This window comes from Enterococcus sp. DIV1279b, from assembly GCF_050531515.1.
GTDB classification, from domain to species: domain Bacteria; phylum Bacillota; class Bacilli; order Lactobacillales; family Enterococcaceae; genus Enterococcus_D; species Enterococcus_D casseliflavus.
Genome location: NZ_CP172891.1, coordinates 108,474 through 125,184 on the forward strand (window position 1 = coordinate 108,474; position 16,711 = coordinate 125,184).

Annotated in this window: 20 protein-coding genes; 17 read left to right on the plus strand and 3 right to left on the minus strand. The window is 45.7% G+C overall.

Annotated elements, in window-relative coordinates:
• Positions 1-57: 57 nt before the first annotated feature.
• Complete coding sequence (locus IGI71_RS00475) at positions 58-450, minus strand: YbaN family protein (protein ID WP_034859125.1); 393 nt, start codon at positions 448-450, stop codon at positions 58-60.
• A 172-nt stretch (positions 451-622) separates the two neighbouring features.
• Here IGI71_RS00475 and IGI71_RS00480 point away from each other — a divergent pair, with 172 nt between their 5' ends.
• From IGI71_RS00480 to IGI71_RS00490, 3 genes are all read left to right on the plus strand, one after another.
• A complete protein-coding gene (locus IGI71_RS00480) occupies positions 623-1,432 on the plus strand; it encodes an aldo/keto reductase family protein (RefSeq protein ID WP_142973425.1) in 810 nt (269 codons plus the stop codon).
• Between the two features lie 284 nt (positions 1,433-1,716).
• Complete coding sequence (locus IGI71_RS00485) at positions 1,717-3,762, plus strand: methyl-accepting chemotaxis protein (protein WP_005226571.1); 2,046 nt, start codon at positions 1,717-1,719, stop codon at positions 3,760-3,762.
• Between the two features lie 273 nt (positions 3,763-4,035).
• Complete coding sequence (locus IGI71_RS00490; protein ID WP_005226572.1) at positions 4,036-4,245, plus strand: hypothetical protein; 210 nt, start codon at positions 4,036-4,038, stop codon at positions 4,243-4,245.
• Between the two features lie 33 nt (positions 4,246-4,278).
• Here the strand turns inward: IGI71_RS00490 and IGI71_RS00495 are convergent, their stop codons facing one another.
• Positions 4,279-5,049 (minus strand): OmpA/MotB family protein, encoded by a 771-nt coding sequence (locus IGI71_RS00495; RefSeq protein WP_086294344.1) that lies wholly within the window; start codon positions 5,047-5,049, stop codon positions 4,279-4,281.
• 13 nt (positions 5,050-5,062) lie between these two features.
• A complete protein-coding gene (gene motA / locus IGI71_RS00500; RefSeq protein WP_005232810.1) occupies positions 5,063-5,827 on the minus strand; it encodes a flagellar motor stator protein MotA in 765 nt (254 codons plus the stop codon).
• Positions 5,828-6,447: 620 nt separating this feature from the next.
• On the opposite strand from motA, the gene flgB reads away from it, so the two are divergent.
• The 14 genes from flgB to IGI71_RS00570 all read left to right on the plus strand — a co-directional run bounded on the left by flgB (position 6,448) and on the right by IGI71_RS00570 (position 16,703).
• A complete protein-coding gene (gene flgB, locus IGI71_RS00505; RefSeq protein ID WP_017144455.1) occupies positions 6,448-6,807 on the plus strand; it encodes a flagellar basal body rod protein FlgB in 360 nt (119 codons plus the stop codon).
• A gap of 21 nt (positions 6,808-6,828) precedes the next feature.
• Positions 6,829-7,245: a flagellar basal body rod protein FlgC gene (gene flgC / locus IGI71_RS00510; protein WP_003129038.1), complete on the plus strand. Its 417-nt coding sequence runs from the start codon at positions 6,829-6,831 to the stop codon at positions 7,243-7,245.
• Positions 7,246-7,252: 7 nt separating this feature from the next.
• On the plus strand, positions 7,253-7,576 hold the full coding sequence (gene fliE, locus IGI71_RS00515; protein ID WP_074535600.1) for a flagellar hook-basal body complex protein FliE: 324 nt from the start codon (positions 7,253-7,255) through the stop codon (positions 7,574-7,576).
• A gap of 27 nt (positions 7,577-7,603) precedes the next feature.
• Positions 7,604-9,226 (plus strand): flagellar basal-body MS-ring/collar protein FliF, encoded by a 1,623-nt coding sequence (fliF, locus tag IGI71_RS00520; protein ID WP_175445281.1) that lies wholly within the window; start codon positions 7,604-7,606, stop codon positions 9,224-9,226.
• A 10-nt stretch (positions 9,227-9,236) separates the two neighbouring features.
• Entirely contained in the window at positions 9,237-10,241 is a 1,005-nt protein-coding gene (gene fliG / locus IGI71_RS00525) for a flagellar motor switch protein FliG (protein ID WP_005226586.1), read from the plus strand.
• Complete coding sequence (locus IGI71_RS00530) at positions 10,225-10,983, plus strand: hypothetical protein (protein WP_074535602.1); 759 nt, start codon at positions 10,225-10,227, stop codon at positions 10,981-10,983. The genes fliG and IGI71_RS00530 overlap by 17 nt, the downstream gene beginning before the upstream one ends.
• On the plus strand, positions 10,980-12,332 hold the full coding sequence (fliI, locus tag IGI71_RS00535) for a flagellar protein export ATPase FliI (protein ID WP_077453131.1): 1,353 nt from the start codon (positions 10,980-10,982) through the stop codon (positions 12,330-12,332). Before IGI71_RS00530 ends, fliI begins: the two co-directional genes overlap by 4 nt.
• A 22-nt stretch (positions 12,333-12,354) precedes the next feature.
• Complete coding sequence (fliJ, locus tag IGI71_RS00540) at positions 12,355-12,774, plus strand: flagellar export protein FliJ (protein WP_005226592.1); 420 nt, start codon at positions 12,355-12,357, stop codon at positions 12,772-12,774.
• Positions 12,775-12,839: 65 nt separating this feature from the next.
• Positions 12,840-14,177 carry a flagellar hook-length control protein FliK gene (locus tag IGI71_RS00545; protein WP_430616051.1) on the plus strand — a complete coding sequence of 446 codons (1,338 nt, stop codon included), beginning with the start codon at positions 12,840-12,842 and terminating at the stop codon, positions 14,175-14,177.
• A gap of 12 nt (positions 14,178-14,189) precedes the next feature.
• Entirely contained in the window at positions 14,190-14,621 is a 432-nt protein-coding gene (locus IGI71_RS00550) for a flagellar hook capping FlgD N-terminal domain-containing protein (RefSeq protein WP_430616052.1), read from the plus strand.
• Positions 14,618-14,980 carry a flagellar protein gene (locus IGI71_RS00555; protein ID WP_153883938.1) on the plus strand — a complete coding sequence of 121 codons (363 nt, stop codon included), beginning with the start codon at positions 14,618-14,620 and terminating at the stop codon, positions 14,978-14,980. The genes IGI71_RS00550 and IGI71_RS00555 overlap by 4 nt, the downstream gene beginning before the upstream one ends.
• 78 nt (positions 14,981-15,058) lie before the next feature.
• A complete protein-coding gene (locus IGI71_RS00560; protein WP_430616053.1) occupies positions 15,059-15,955 on the plus strand; it encodes a flagellar hook-basal body complex protein in 897 nt (298 codons plus the stop codon).
• Positions 15,956-15,990: 35 nt separating this feature from the next.
• Positions 15,991-16,188 carry a flagellar FlbD family protein gene (locus IGI71_RS00565; protein ID WP_005226609.1) on the plus strand — a complete coding sequence of 66 codons (198 nt, stop codon included), beginning with the start codon at positions 15,991-15,993 and terminating at the stop codon, positions 16,186-16,188.
• Between the two features lie 11 nt (positions 16,189-16,199).
• Positions 16,200-16,703: a flagellar basal body-associated FliL family protein gene (locus tag IGI71_RS00570; protein ID WP_005472968.1), complete on the plus strand. Its 504-nt coding sequence runs from the start codon at positions 16,200-16,202 to the stop codon at positions 16,701-16,703.
• The last annotated feature ends 8 nt before the right edge of the window (positions 16,704-16,711 follow it).

Below are 16,711 nucleotides of genomic sequence, written 5' to 3' on the forward strand. Positions count from 1 at the left end.
TCCACCAGCAAGGCTCGCCTGCTTGGTGGATTACGGTGTGTTCGTGCAGCGTCGTTCTTACAGGGGCTGATCCGTTTTTTGAATCGCGGGTTTGCGTCCTTTTAAATACCAAGTGATCCCAATGACATGGGCGAGGTAGATGGCAGCGAGGACGAAACGTACCAGCAGATTAGGGATCAATAGTGCAGGAATTGCAAAGACTACCAGCATCATGGCAAACATCCGAACCATTCCCTTGGTGCTCAGCTGTTTTTGTACGAGTGGTTTTTCAATGTATTTTTGATAATTTTCTGATTGAATCAAGCGTTGATAATAGGTATCGGAACTCCGCAGCCAGAAATAAGCCGTCAGCAAGTAAAAGACCGTTGTGGGTAAGAAAGGCAAGAAGATTCCTAAAGTACCTAGACCGAATGTCAGTGATCCACAAAGAAAAAATAGTGTTTTTTTCAAAAGTAACCCTCCTTATTTGGGTGTTTCGTGTCTTACCCTCAGTATAACGGAGGAGGGGCAGCTTGAACATGCGTTTTGTGTTTTTCCCCGTTTTTTAGCGGCAATAAGAGTTTTTCTTCCCCATACTCCTGCTTTTTTGATAGACTAGAAACAACACAAAGGGGGAAGCAGCATGGAAACGATTGAATTGAATACCGGCATTCAGATTCCAGTGATCGGCAGTGGGACGAATACATTTGGGAAAGAAAACCGAGAATACCAAGGTGCGATCAATGATGATACGACAGAGCTGTTGACTGCCATCAAGCTTGGGTATCGGCATTTTGATACGGCGATTTCTTACCGCAACGAAGCCGTGGTAGGCAAAGCCATCAAGGAAAGCGGGATCGACCGCAGCGAATTTTTCCTGACTTCTAAGATTCCTGGCAAACCAGAGCATACGCAAGATGCAGCTGCCGTGAAAGCGTCTGTCGAAGCGAGTTTAGCAGCCTTGCAGACGGAATCGATCGATCTTTATTTGATCCATCATCCGTGGGACAACTTGGCAGAGATCGCCGCTGTCTGGGCGGTTCTTGAGGCTTATGTCGATAAAGGAGTCTTAAAAGCGATCGGGGTGTCCAATTTCCAAGAAGAAGAACTTAGCTATTTATTGGCAAACAGTCGGATCAAACCAGCGGTCAATCAAATCGAATCGCATCCAGGCAAGTGGAACGATGCGATCATCGCCTATTCCTTAGCCAATCAGGTAGTTCCAGAAGCCTGGGGGCCACTTTCACGGATTTCAGAAGCGGCTCGGGAAACCTTGACCCAAATCGGTGAAGCGTATCAAAAAACCTGGAGCCAAGTGGTCTTGCGTTACCAAATCGAGCGTGGGGTGATCGTGATTCCGAAATCCCATTCAGAAAAACATCAAGCCGAAAATTTAGCGCTCTTTGATTTCGCTTTGACGACGGAAGAAAAAGCCGTCATCAAAGAATTATAGGCAATAAAAAGCAGTCCATTAAAGGGGCCCCTACAGCCAGTGCGGAAACTTCCGTGCTGGCTATTTTTATGCAGTCGCAACGCTCCTTCATGACTGAGGAGCTTTTCTATTCGTTAGATCAGCAACCGTAAGCCTTAGCAAAAAAGAAAATGCGCTTGCAGCCGTTTCTGCCAATGAACCCTCTTAATCATTCAAAGAAATAACCGATTATCCTTACTAAGGGTCGTCTACGGACGAGTCTTCATTGGATCGTGTGAAATTGGAAATGAAGGAGTGGCACAGTTGTGAAAAAAAGAAAAAAGACGATAGGAATTTATGTGATGATCACCTTGATGCTGGTTGCGGGGATCCCGATCATTGTCATGCTGACAAGTTCCTATTTAACCACCAAGAACTTATTGATTGAACGAAATGATTTGAACAAAGAAAGTGCCGTCAATTTGATCTTGGCGGAAGAAAAGAGTTTGCGCCGATCGACGGAAAGCAAATTGAAGTCAATGGCTGAACTGCCAGCGATGAAAACAGAATTCAGCATGGGGCGCATCCGTTCAGATCTTTCTTTAGCGATTGCTGGGAGCAACAGCTTCTTAGCGGTGACTTTTGGGACAGAAGATGATGAGTATGTGACCTTCAATCCCTTACCAGATGATTATAAGCCTACGATTCGGCCATGGTACAAAGGAGCCGTAAAAGCCGAAGGAGAAGTGTATTGGACAGCACCTTATTTAGATACAGTGTCGAATCAATTTGTGACGTCGGCTTCGATCAGGGTCAAAAACTCCCATAATCAAGTGGGGGTTTTAAGCGTCGATGTTTCCTATGAAAGCATTCAAAACATCTTGTCTTCCTTTACCGTAGGGCGGACTGGGAATGTCACCTTAGTTTCAGAATCTGGGGTCATCGTGACCTCAAAAAACACCAAACAAATCGGTAAGAATATCAAAGAAGAAGAAGTATTCCAAAAAATCAAAGAAGCTAAAAACCCGACAGGCATGGTTGGTTTAGGCGACTCGAATAAAGTCAACGATGTGTTGTATGACAAGTCTGCTGATTCCAATGTTTGGGCGTACTCCGAAGTCAAAGCTAGTGATCTAGACAAAGAGCTAGGAGCGTTAGTCCGCACCACCATTATCGTTACGATCTTGATGCTGCTCTTTGTAGGACTGGTTTCTTATGCCGCGATCAAAGTAGTCGCAGCGATCATCGATTGCTTCAATCGTTACTTTAGAAAAGTCGGTGAAGGCAAACTAGAGAAGATGAGCAAAACCAAAAGAGCCAAAGGCGAAAAATGGACATGGGATCAATTGGCACGCCGAGTTGTATATCCAGACAAAGCAGGCAATGAGATCCAGCAAATGGCGGACAATTACAATGTGATGATCGAAGGCACGGGTGCATTGATCCAAAAAGTACAAAAAGAAAGCAACAGTGTCGCAGGAATGTCGGATTCTTTATTAGAATTGTCAAAACAAACCAATATTGCGACAGAAGAAGTCTCTCAAACCATTACGGGGATTGCTGAAGTGACCGGTGCTCAAGCCCAAGAAACAGAATACAGCGTGTCACAAATGCAAAACCTCTCGCAGGTCGTGAAAGAATTACGAGAAAATGTTGGCGGCATGAGCAGCAAGTCGCAAGAATCTACGAAGATCAATCAAGAAAACTTAACGATCATGGATCAAGTCGATGACAGCTGGCGACAAGAGTTGGCACAGATGGAGCGCTTGATGTCGAACATGACGGGAATGAATGATAGTATCCAAAATATCAACTCGATCATTGGGGTCATCAACGATATTTCTTACCAAACCAACTTGCTAGCCTTGAATGCATCGATCGAAGCCGCAAGTGCAGGTGAGTCGGGCAAAGGCTTTGCCGTCGTGGCTGCTGAGATCCGTAAATTGGCGGAACAAAGCAAAGCTTCTACCAAAGAAATCGAAGCGATCATTGAAGAAATTCGTGAGCAGTCTAGTCAAATGGTCAAACAAACGTCGGCGTCTGTCAAAGGCGGCGTTCGCCAAACCAACTTGATCAAAGAAGCGATCTCATCTTCAAAAGAAGTTTTCCAACGCAGCAGCTATATGATCGAAGGCATCCATCATATTGAAGCAGCCAGTGCCCGTATCGAAAATATTCAAAACAGTGTACTGGAAAACTTAGAAAACATTTCCGCATCAACGGAAGAAAATGCCGCTGGCACACAAGAAGTTTCCGCAAATGCAGAAGAAGTCTTGGCAACCATGGATGAATTTACCAACCATGTGGCAGACCTCAGAGACATTGCAGAAGAGTTGAAGCGATTGACCAATCGTTTTGAAGTGGAAAAATAAATGATTGTCTAGCGAAAGCTGATTATACCCCCCATTACCAATAAATTCGTTGGTAATGGGGGGTTTTTGATGTGTATGGTTAAATCAGAAATGTCCAACTGCAAAAAAAGAAGGTCAGTTAGGAAACCGTGGGGTGAGGCATGCAGCATCTGTTATAATGAGAAGAAGCAACCAATGGCTGTCGACTTTTGCCAAGCAGCAACATCAGACAGGTCAACTGTGATTGCTCATTAACAAAGCGTACACTTTAAGTTGAGAAAAGGAGGGGGACGGTTGCTGAAGATTTTTGGAAAAGAATACCAATTGATTCGTCTCGCCTCTTGGCTGATGCTAGTTATGGGTATCATCATTTTAGGCTTAAAAGGGTTGCTTTTTATGGTTTTTGAGATTCCTTTTATTGACCGTTCCACATTGGTGGGCATTGTCATCATTTGTTACGGCTACTACAATTTATTTATAGATAAAAAAAACGATCGCCTTTGAAAGGGGATCGTTTTTTTAATTGGAAAAGGTTATTTATTGAGCAACTGCCGTTTCAGTCCGCTGAATGATCATCTCCACGCGGCGGTTTTCCGAGCGGCCTTGGGGGGTGTTATTATCGGCTTTCGGTTCGGTATCGGCAAAGGCTTGGATGGCAGCATTTTTTTCTAAAACGGCGCCTTTGCTGATGAAGTACTCCATAACGGTAATGGCCCGAGCGGAACTAAGATCCCAGTTAGATTGGTAGCGGCCATTGCCTTTTTCAGGTACGTTATCGGTATGCCCAGCGATCACGATTTTGTTGGCTTTTAGTTTTTTCAGTGAGTCCGATAGTAGATCCAGTGACTGACGAGTGGTGTCCGTGATTTCAGCGCTGCCAGAGGCAAACAAGATACTGCTGGCAAGCGTGATATGCAAGCCATCGGATTCCAAGCGGACTTCTGTCTGCTCTTTTAAGCCAGAAGCTGCCAGCTCTTGTGACAGCTGGTCGCTGATTTTTTCTAGTTGCTGATTTTCTAGTTGGGTCCGAACCGCTGCTTCTTGCGCTTGTGCTTCGGCAGAAGTGGCGGCTTTTTTTCGCGGCGTGGTCTCGCCCATATCGATCACTGACCCAATCACAGATGAATTGCTGTGGTGGCTGGAAAGGATGGTGCCGAATTCGCTTCGGATTTCTTGGAACTTCTCATCATCGACTTTCGCCATGGCAAACATGACGATGAACAAAGCCAGCAGCAAGGTCAACATATCCGAGTAAGGCAAAAGCCACGCTTCGTCTACATGTTCTTCATGTTTCTTTTTTCGCTTCATGTCGCTTCACCCTTTATAGTTGTTCTTGCCGTTTTTTCGGATCGATCAAGCTGTATAATTTTTTCTCAATGCTTTTCGGCGATTGTCCGGCTTGGATCGCTAAGACCCCTTCCACGATGATCGACATCATTTGGACCTCTTGCTCCGATTTCAAGGTCAGGCGTGAGCTAAAGGGAATGAACAGGACATAGCCGAAGAAAATACCATAAAGGGTCGCCACGAAGGCCGCCGAGATCATGTGCCCCAGTGCCTCTACATCCTCTAAATTACCTAGCGCCCCAATCAGCCCGATCACGGCTCCTAACACCCCTAAGGTCGGGGAACTCGTGCCGGCGGTTTTAAAAATAGCCGAGCCGATGCGATGCCGTTCTTCGATCCCATAGATTTCATTCTCCATGATTTCTTGGATCTGTTCGGCAGCGATGCCATCAACCACCATTTCCAAGCCCTTTTTTAAAAAAGGATCTTCTAAGTTTTGGATGGCACCTTCAAGAGATAACAAACCGTCGCGCCGGGCTTGGTTGGCTAATTCAACGATGGTATTGATGGTTGTTTTTAAGTCGTATTCTTTATTTTTCAGCAGAACGCCGAAGATCTTCGGGATTTTTTTGATATCACTGCTGGGAAATGAATTGATAACGGCTGCGATCACACCAACGAAAATGATGATCGCGGCTGCCGGATTGATCAAAACGGCCACATTGGCACCTTTTACAATCATCCCAACCACCACAGATATCAATCCTAAAATAATACCGATCAGCAAGAAAAAATCCATTTGTTGCGTCCTCCTAAATTCTATTTCCAGGTTTTAAACCCTCATTTATTTTATCGGTGAATTAAAATCATTCTTAATAGCAAAAAAAAATAATCCTAAAAATAACTAAAATAAATTTTCAGCTTCTTCTTTTTTTGTTGTTTTTTGGGCAAGTTGCGGCAAATTTTTGAAATGGTACAGCTTGCAATTTTTGTGAATATTTATAGATGGTACCGTTTTTTTTCGTGAAGCGTTTCTCAGGGTTTGTCATGTCATTCAGCACAAATGAAAATGTTTTAATCAATTTTTCGAATAATGCTTGTTTTTTTATCAAAAAACTGATTTTGATCAAAAGGCATAGATATGCTTGTAAAACGCTTTATATCGATCGTTTGCTTTTTATAACTGGGGACGAAATTGCGATGAAACAGTGTTTAACAAATAACATAACATGCTTGTAACTTAAATGTCATATCCGTAAAGTTGCAAAAATCAAATTGTAAAATAAAAATAATTCTACTATAATGACATCACGTCTTCTTGTTTTTTTAATCTATAACAAAAAAATAAATAAATATATTTGTTTCTGTTCCATCGCTGAAAAAAACGTTTGGTACAGAAGGTGGAAGGAGCAATTATTGTTGGATACCTATGATTTATTAAAAACAGCCATGAACGTTTCTGCCCAACGCGCAGAATTGATCTCGTCTAATATCGCTAATGTCAACACGGATGGGTACAAAGCAAAACGCATTGTGTTTGAAAGCGAATTAAAGCAGGCACTCGCTTCATCAGGGACGGACGCTGCAACCGAAGCGTCAGTTTCTCAAGTAAAACCGAAAATCACTGAAAATGCAACTACCAGCATCAAAGACAACGGCAATAACGTGGATCTTGAAGTGGAGATGTTGGATCAAGCAGCCAATGGGTTATATTACAGTGCATTGACCGCACAAGTCAACGGTCGCTTGCAAATGATGAACCTTGTATTGAGTAATTGATAGAAAGCGCAGGAAAAACAAATGGGTATGTTTAATGGACTAACGATCAACGCGAGCGGTCTAGCATTGGAACGGTTAAAACTAGATACGATCTCCAGCAATATCGCAAATGTAAATACGAATCAAACACAAACAACCGCTGCTTATCAAAAAAAGAGTATTCTTTTTTCAGAAAATTTAAAAAATAGTCGCGAAGGAACACCGGCTACATATGGTGTCAAAGTGACGGGGATCGCTGCCGATGAGACGGAAAAACTGACCTATGATCCTACGAATCCCGCTGCCAACGATGAGGGATATGTCGGTCAATCAAATGTGGATATTGCCGATGAAATGGTGGCAATGTTGCAAGCGGTTCGAACGTACGAAGCCAATGTTTCTGCTTCAGAAATGAATAAAACGATCTTGAAAAAAGCATTAGAAATATCAAAGGGGTAACGAGAAAATGGATGGACTTTTAACGACAGGATTAACGGACTACCAAAACGTTTTGCGGACACTAGGCACGGGGGCTGCTTCAAACGAGACCAGTGCTGCAGGCGCCGAGGAAAATCAGTTTTCTTCTTACTTGACCAATGCGGTCGATCAGTTGAATCAAAAAACGGCGGTCATGGATCAAGATACTGTAAATTTGATCACCGGCGATGAAAGCGATCTAGGGAATGTGATGATTCGCATGACGGAGGCGCAACTGGCGCTACAAACAGCCGTTCAAGTACGAAACAAGTGTTTAGAAGCTTACAATGACGTGAAAAATATGCAGTTTTAGCAGTGGGTGAGGGAATAAGGATAAATGATGGATAAAGTGAAAGAATGGACAGAACAACTCAAAGACCGTTGGCAAATGCAAAGCTCTTTAAAGAAAATGATCGTTGTTCTTTCCGTTATCAGCGTTCTCGGAATCACAGCAGCTGTTTATTATTTAAATACGCGAATTGAATACGGTATCTTGTTTACGGATCTAAGCGATGCCGATGCGGGAACGATCAGCAAGGATTTGGAGGAACAGCAGATCGCCTACAAATTAGCCGACAATGGGACGACGATTTTGATCGATAAAGACCAAGTCGATGAATACCGCATCAATCTTGCCGTGGACAATAAATTACCAAATACCAGTACGGGCTTTGAATTATTTGATGATGCCAACATGATGACAACCGACGAAGACCGCAAGATCATGTATCAGCGGGCAGTAACGGGCGAACTGCAACGAGCGATCGAGTCGATCGATGCGGTCAAATCCGCCAAAGTTTTACTCGTAATGCCAGAAGAAAGTGTCTTTTCTTCTGAGGAAAGTGCGCCAACTGCTTCTATCGTGTTGACCTTGAAAAATCAGCAGATTGCAGACGAGTCCGTGCAAGGGATCGTTACCTTGACTTCAGGGGCAGTGGAAAAGCTGAAGCCAGAAAATGTAAAAGTCGTTGATAGCGCGGGCAATACCTTGACGAGAACCGAAGATGAAGCTAGTCAATTAAGTGGCCTGAACATTAAATACATTGCCATCAAAGATTCCTATGAAAAAACACTAGAAGAAAAAGTAGCGAAGTTGCTGACACCGATCTATGGTGCAGACAAATTCCAAGTGTCGATCAATTTAGACTTGAATTTTGACTCGATCGAGCGGAAGAAAGTTACTTATGATGACCCAGAGATCAAGAGTGAGACAGTGCAGGCTGCTGGTTCGCAAGGGACCGTCCAAGAAGCCCAAACAGGGACGGTGGATGACAATGTCTCCAATGTGACGGGCACGGATGGAGAGGGAAACAATTCCTACAGCCGTTCGGTGGAAAACGAATTGGATACCGAGACCACCACGACCATTACGGCCCCTGGCATGATCGAACGAATGACCAGCTCGATCGTGATCAATGCGAACCTTTCGCAAGCGGATCAAGCAGAATTGCAGCAGTTGATTGCTAGTGCCGTCGGCTATGACAATGACCGTGGTGATCAAATCGCGATCCAAGGATTTGACTTTGCCCAAGCAGAGGTTGATCCAGCCGTTGATCCGCAAGGGAATGAACCGATTGCAGCTGCCAAAGGTTATCTCAAGTATGCCATCATCGGCGGCATCGTGTTGACCTTGTTCTTAGTGATTTTAATGATCGTTGGCGTGATCCGACGTCGTCGTAAAGAAGACGAGCTGGAAGTCGATGTGACGGAGGAAATGGTCACTTTTGCACAACCGTCAGCAGTTAGCACTGGAGCAAGTCCGTCAGTTGCACAAGAAGTCGTTTTTGGCGGTGTCGGCAATCGGTCTGCTGAAACGAAACCAGCGGTGCCAGAAGCATCCACACAAGAAGCCGCAGCAGAACATTCAGGAGAACCAACATTGGATCAAACGGCTAGAAATTATGCCGAAAGCAATCCTGAAGTAGCGGCGGAATTGATCAAAGCTTGGATGAAAGAAAAATAAGGGGGCAGCCATGGATACAATAGACGGGGTAAAAAAAGCAGCGATTCTTCTGATCTCTCTAGGATCAGATACCTCTGCAAAGATCATGAAGCTGCTGCCAGAATCATTTATACAAAAGGTGAGCTATGAGATCGCCAATATCGACTTTGTCAGTCCCGAAGAGCGGGATCAAGTGTTGGAGGAATTTTCTCATACCGCAACGGCCCGCAAATATGTCTTAGACGGCGGGATCGATTATGCCAAAAATTTGCTGAACCAAGCATTAGGCCCTCAAAAAGCCAAAGAAGTCATTGACGTATTGACTCAGATTCAGCTGCGGGAACGGCCCTTTAATATCGCTCGCAAAGCCGATGTTCAACAGTTGACCAATCTGTTGATCGGTGAACATCCGCAAACGGTAGCGTTGATTTTGTGCTACATGCAGCCGGACAAAGCGGCCAGCGTCTTGTCGCAGTTTCCCGATCATTTGCAAGTGGAGATCGCTGAACGGATCGGGACGATCTCCAGTACGTCGCCTTTGGTGATCGAACGGATCGAAAAAGTGATCGAGAACAAATTCTCGAATTACATTGAGAACGATACGGAAAATGTCGGTGGTGTGCATACTCTGGTTGAGATCTTGAACTCAGTCAGCCGCAGCACCGAAAAGAACATTTTGAACGACTTAGAAAAGCGGCAACCAGAACTCTCCAACGAAGTGAAATCCAGCTTGTTTACTTTCGAGGATATCGTGACCCTCGATCGCTTGGATGTTCAAAAAGTCTTACGAGATGTTCAAAACGATGTGTTAGTCTTAGCGCTTAAAGGCACGACCGATGACATCAAGAACTTTATTTTCTCCAACCTCTCATCACGGGCGGTGGAAAATCTGCAAGAAGAAATTCAATTTATGGGTCCTACCCGCTTGTCTGCTGTAGAAGAAGCCCAACAAAGTGTGGTGGCTGTGATTCGACGGCTAGATGAAACCGGTGAGATCTACATCGGAAGGGGCGACCAAGATGCAGTGGTCAAATAGCAGTTTATTGAAGCAGCAGGCGGTCAAAACGACCGAAGCTGCGCGCAGTATTTTGACGGATACGACCATCAAAGCGCCGATTGAGAAACCAAGCTTAGACCCAGAACTGCAAGCGGCTAGACGTGCACGCCAGTTGGAGCAGGAACGGCATCTGCAGCAAATGGAAGCCTTGAAGCAGCAGATTTTGACCGATGCACAAGAACAAGCAACGCAAATTCTAGCAGAAGCGAGAACGGAAGGCTTTCAAGCAGGACAAGCAGACGGCTTTCAACAAGGCTATCAAGAAGGACTCAATGCCAGCAAAGAAGCCGCGCAAGCATTGATGGCACAAGCCCAAGCCAATGTCGCTGAAGCCGTTTCTGAGATCAATACCTTTCGCTCAGAGAAAAAGCAAGAAATGATCGCTTATGGCACGACAATCGCTGAAGCCTTGATCAATCAACGTTTTACAGATGAGCAAGCAGGCTTCTTGCCTTTTGTGGAGTCTGTGCTATGGCAATTTGAACAACCCGATCAATTTGTGACTGTTCGCAGCCAAGAGCAGCATCTTGCAGGATTGCGAGAATTGTTGGAAACCAAAAAGCAGACGATCAGCGGGTTTCGCTATTTACTCATGGCAGATGACAGCTTGGCGGAACACGATTTTTGTATCGAATCTGAAAATGCCTTGGTGGTTTTTGAACTGAGGAAAGAAATCGCTCGCTTTTTGAGCCAATTTCTAGAAAGCAGTGTGAAGGAATGACGTTTGAATTACCGATCACAGCGCTGCGCAAAACGGCGCAAGCACAGCCGTTTTTTACCACCTACGGCAAAGTCAGCGAAGTCGTAGGTCTGCTGATCAAAGTCGAAGGGCTGGCGGTTTTCATAGGGGAAATCTGTGAAGTCGCATTGCAAAACAAGACACATACAGCCTTAGCTGAAGTCGTAGGCTTTGTGAAAAAAACCGTGCTCCTGATGCCCCTTGATCAGCTAGAAGGCATCGGACCGGGCTGTTTGGTGCGGCCAACTGGCAAATCATTGACGGTAAAAATCGATGATACGCTGCTAGGGCACACCTTAGATGGACTAGGGCGACCGTTAGATATGGCGCTGGAGCTGGAAAGTGCGCCAGAATATCCAGTTAGTCAAGATTCTCCTGACCCCTTTCGCCGTCAAAAAATCGCTGAGATCATGCCGACAGGTGTCCGGGCGATCGATGGTCTTTTGACCGTCGGCCTTGGCCAACGGATCGGCATTTTTGCCGGCAGCGGGGTCGGTAAGAGTACTTTATTGGGGATGTTGGCTCGTTATTGCGAAGCCGATGTCATCGTGATCGGCTTGATCGGCGAGCGGGGACGAGAAGTCAAAGAATTTATTGAAAATGATCTAGGCCCAGAAGGTTACCGCAAGTCGGTCGTTGTCTGTGCTACCTCCGATATGCCGCCCCTCGTACGATTAAAAGGGGCTCATGTGGCAACAGCGATCGCTGAGTATTACCGCGATCAAGGGAAGAAAGTCGTATTGATGATGGATTCGGTGACCCGTTTTGCGATGGCGCAGCGGGAGATCGGTCTATCGACAGGCGAGCCGCCGACGACCAAAGGTTATACCCCTTCTGTGTTTACAGCTTTACCGAAGTTGTTAGAGCGCAGTGGGATGTCGGACAAAGGCTCGATCACGGCCTTTTATACCGTCTTGGTAGAAGGTGATGACATGAATGAACCGATCGCTGATGCGGTGCGTGGGATTCTTGACGGTCATATTCTGTTGTCACGGAAAATCGCCGCTCAAAACCATTATCCTGCCATCGATATTCAAAACAGCCTCAGCCGTTTGATGAAGACCCTCGTTTCTGAGGAACAGCATGAACATGCGGGGGAACTAAAAGAAAACATGGCCGTTTATGCAGAGGCCAAGGATTTGATCGATATCGGTGCTTACAAAAGCGGCAGTAATGCGTTGACCGACCAAGCGATCGCGCTGCATCACCCCATCCTGCGGTTTTTACAGCAAAAAGTGGATGAGCGGATCCCATTTGAACAAACGATTTTTGAACTGGCGCATTTGTTCAGTGAAGAAGCGCTGATCGAGCGCCAGCGTTCGACCATGTAAAACAGATCATAAAGGAGCAGCTATGCAAGCATTTCACTTTTCCTTAGAAAAAGTATTGGATCACCGAAAAACCATTGAGCAAGAAGCCAAACGCGCTTACGCCCAAAAACAACAATTGTTGATTCAGCAAGAACAGCACCTGAATACGCTGACACAGGAAAAAGCCCAGCTTTTTGATGTCAATGAGATGACCATTGGGCGGATGCAAGTGCAACAACGCTATTTGCTTGCGTTGAATGCCACCATCGATGAGGTTCAGAACAAAATGTTTCACGTGAAGCAAGAATTGGCAGAGTCTTTATCGGTGGTGGTAGAAGCGCAGCAGGAACGCAAGATCGTGGAAAAGCTGCGAGAAAAACAATTTGCTGAATACACCTATGAACAGCAATTGGAAGAGCAAAAACAATTGGATGAGTTCGGCAATCGCGCCTTATTTTCTTAAAGCACTAATGGTTTTAGTGATGAGACGACCTTGGTTTCAAAGCATCAGCTGAGAGGAGGTGAACAATGAAAGAGATCACAACAAGTGCCGCAACCGCTGTACCTATCGGTAGCAAATCAAAAAAGACGGAGGCGTCACCAGAAGTCTTCAGTTTGCTGATGCAACAGCTGACAGAACAGACAGCAAGCAATCTGCCAGCATCCTTCGAACCATCAGGTATGACGGAGCAAACCGCCACCGCACCAGAAATGGGGATTGCCAGCAGTATGGAACATCTGCCGCAGGAGCCAGAAATCACTCCAGCAGTCGAACAACCTGCAACGACACAAGCGCCAGGAATGAGCCAGATCAGCCAGGCACCTTTTGCAGGCTTGGTTCAAGAAGCGCCACAGGCATCAATGGCAACGACGGAGCAGAACCAAACGAGCGCCACAGCAGCTTTAGCACCAATAGACGTAGCCACCACAGTCATCGACCCCTCCGAGTCTACGCTTGAAGGTCTGGATTTGATGACAAATGACAGAAGTGAAGCCGCAGCACCAACGCTTGAAACGCCTTTGCCAGAAGACTTAGTAGGCGAAGAGCAGTCCAGGGCAAAAGGGATCGCGACTTTCAAGGAAATCGATTCAGTAACAAAAGCCGCGATTGCGCAGACGACAGAAGCACAGCTGAAACAGTCCACCGAAGGGACCGCGCAATTGGGCCAAACGGGACCATTGGATCAAGTGTCGCCAGTGACCAACCAAGCGACGGATACGACTAGCACCTTGCAACGCACGAAGGAAACAGTCGCCAAAAATACGGAAGCTGTTTCTGCACAAGCCATTGCTTTTTCGGCAGTAACCGACAATGAAATGGCGACACCAGCACTGCAACTGCTTGATGTTTCTCCCCTTTTGAGCAAGCAAGGACCAACGCCAACAAAAGTGAGTATGGAGCAAGCGGCTCTGCCCTTAGCAAAAGCGACTGCCCAACTCGTCCAAACGAGCAGCACGGCAAGCGAGAAAAAAATCACGCTGCAATTCGTTCCCGAAAAATTAGGCACGATCCAGCTTTCCCTAGAAACGAATGCCCAAGGCAGCCGCTTAGAACTGACCGTTCAGCAGCCGCAAGCCAAAGAATTATTGCTGTCCATCAAGCATGAGCTAGAGCAAGTTTTGCAAAAGCAAGAGCAGCCGATCCTAGCAATCAAAGAACCTACGTTAGCTTCTGTCCAGCAGGCTGGTCCGCTGTCAAATCAATCCTTTGCCGGCAGTATGATGGCAAGTGACAGTCAGTTAAACCAACAGCGGTTTTTACAGGCTCAAAAAGGACAAAGCAAAAAGCCATTTCATCAAAGCAATACGGTTGAAGAAGAGCAGCAATTAGCACCGATCGATCATGCGATCAGTATTTTAGTGTAAAGGAGGAGACCTATGGCAGATGAAATTACAGCAGCTGCGGCCGGTATTGCCAATACATCGGCATTAACGCAAACAAAAAAATCTTCAGATATCTCCATGGATGATTTTTTGAAGATCTTAGCCGCATCTATGAGCAACCCATCGATGGGAGGCAGCGATTCTTCTGGTGGTGGTAGCACCGACTATATCTCGCAACTGGTTCAATTTACGACCTTAGAGAGCTTGAATGAATTGAGCGAAACGTTGACGACCTCGGTGATTTTACAGCAACAGCAGCAAGCCTTTAGCTTGATCAATAAACAAGTCACTCTGATGGACGGCACAGAAATATTGTCAGGAACCATCGAAAAAGTCCGCTTTGCCAATGGCTACGCCACGATCGTCGTAAATGGCAAAGAATACAGTATGAGTGCGATCCAAGAGATTGGCGGCGAAGCAAAATGAGTTTGAGGATTCAACAGGGGCTGCAAAAAGTTGCCGGGGAGCCTTATCAACATCCCCGCAAAGGCGTGGACAAACAAGCCTTTTCTGCAATGCTTGAACAAAAACAAAGCGACATTAAAGTCTCGCATCATGCGCAAAAGCGTTTGACCGCAAGGGAATTGACCTTACAAGACGATGATTATCAATCCCTTTCAACGGCGCTTAGTGAGCTCGCGGAAAAAGGCAGCAAAGAATCACTGCTCGTGTACAAAGATATGGGCTTGATCGCCGATGTCCATTCACGAACCATCATTACGGCGATGGGGATGAATGAGCTTCACACCGTCACCAATATTGACAGCGCCACATTTATCAAATAGCAGCTGGACTGAAAAGGGGCTGCAAGTATTTTCTGAATGACAGAGGAAAATACGCCAACCATAAGGAGGAAAATAAGCATGTTACGATCATTATATTCAGGTGTCAGTGGAATGAAAAATCTTCAAACGAAAATGGACGTGGTTTCAAATAATATCGCCAACGTCAATACGGTTGGGTTCAAATCAAGTCGAGTCCTTTTCCAAGACATGATGAGCCAAACGATGTCTAACGCAACTGCACCAGGCAACGGCTTAGGCGGGATCAATGCAACGCAGATCGGTTTAGGGGTTCAGACGGGCTCCATCGATACCATCAATACAGTCGGTGCCCCGCAATCGACTGGCCGCAGCATGGATTTTTATATCAGCGGACAGGGCTACTTTATGGTACAAGGACCAGGAGCAAATGGCGAAACCTATTACACACGAGATGGCGCATTCGTGCGCGACAGCAACGGAACCTTGACCAATAGTGATGGGATGCAAGTCCTAGGTCGTTCAGTCAATGGCGGTCAACCAGTTGTCTATGATGACAACTTTGATGAAAACACGGCATTGAGCGGACAAGATGCGGTATCTCCCTTGTCGATCCCAAGCACACTGACCGTCAATGGGGAAACCTTGACCTATAACTCCATGGCGATCGATGCCAATGGCTTAGTGTTGGCAAAATACGGCAATCAAACCTTTGTGATGGGAAAAGTCGGTGTCGCAACCTTCAATAACCCAGAAGGCTTAGAAAAAATCGGCGGCAACAACTATATCCAAACCAGCAACTCAGGGAATCCGATCGTTGCAGGACCTGGCAACAATGGCGCAGGAACGCTGCAAGCAGGTGCCTTGGAAATGTCCAATGTCGATCTTTCGACAGAATTTACCGAAATGATCATTGCGAGCCGTGCCTATCAAGCAAATTCAAGAAGTATTACGACTTCTGATGAAATGCTGCAAGAATTATTGAATCTAAAACGTTAAGAACGTGACGCTTCATCATTGAGAGGAGTTTGACCATGATTCTAGTGACAGCATTGAATGGCAAGCCATTCTATTTAAATCCAACATTGATTTATCGGATCGAAGAAATGCCGGATACATTGATCACACTGACAGACGGCAAAACATTAGTGGTGACGGAAGCTGCGCAAGAAGTTGCGCAGCGGGTGATCGAGTATCATACGGTGATCCATTCGAACCAAGTGAAAACGTAAGGGTGGGAAAGATGGCAAAAGAAGAAAAAGCACCAAAAGCAGAAAAAGAGAAAAAAGGCTTGAGTATGGTTGTTTTACTGCCGATCCTCTTGATCGTGGTAGTCGGCGGCAGTATCGGCGGGACCTTAGTGACGAATCACTTTTTGACGGGGGAAAAAACAGCAGCTGCTGAAACAGCAAAAGACAGCAGCAAAATCTCCTCAGACGAAGCGATCGTGGCATTGGATGAATTTTTAGTCAATCTGGCCAAAGAAGACAACCAAGAGCAGCAATACATGAAGGTCAATTTATCGATTTTAGTGGCAGATGAGGAAAAAAGCGCGGAAGCCACGAAAAATGTGGCCGTCATTCGTGACAGCGTTGTAAATTTATTGCGCCAACAAAAGGCCAGCGGTATTTTGAGCTCCGCCGAAAGTGTACCGAATTTAAAAAAAGCATTGAAAGAAACAATTAATCAGGAATACGGATCAGAAATCGCCAAGGATGTTTATGTGACGGATTTAGTGATCCAATAGAAAGAGGC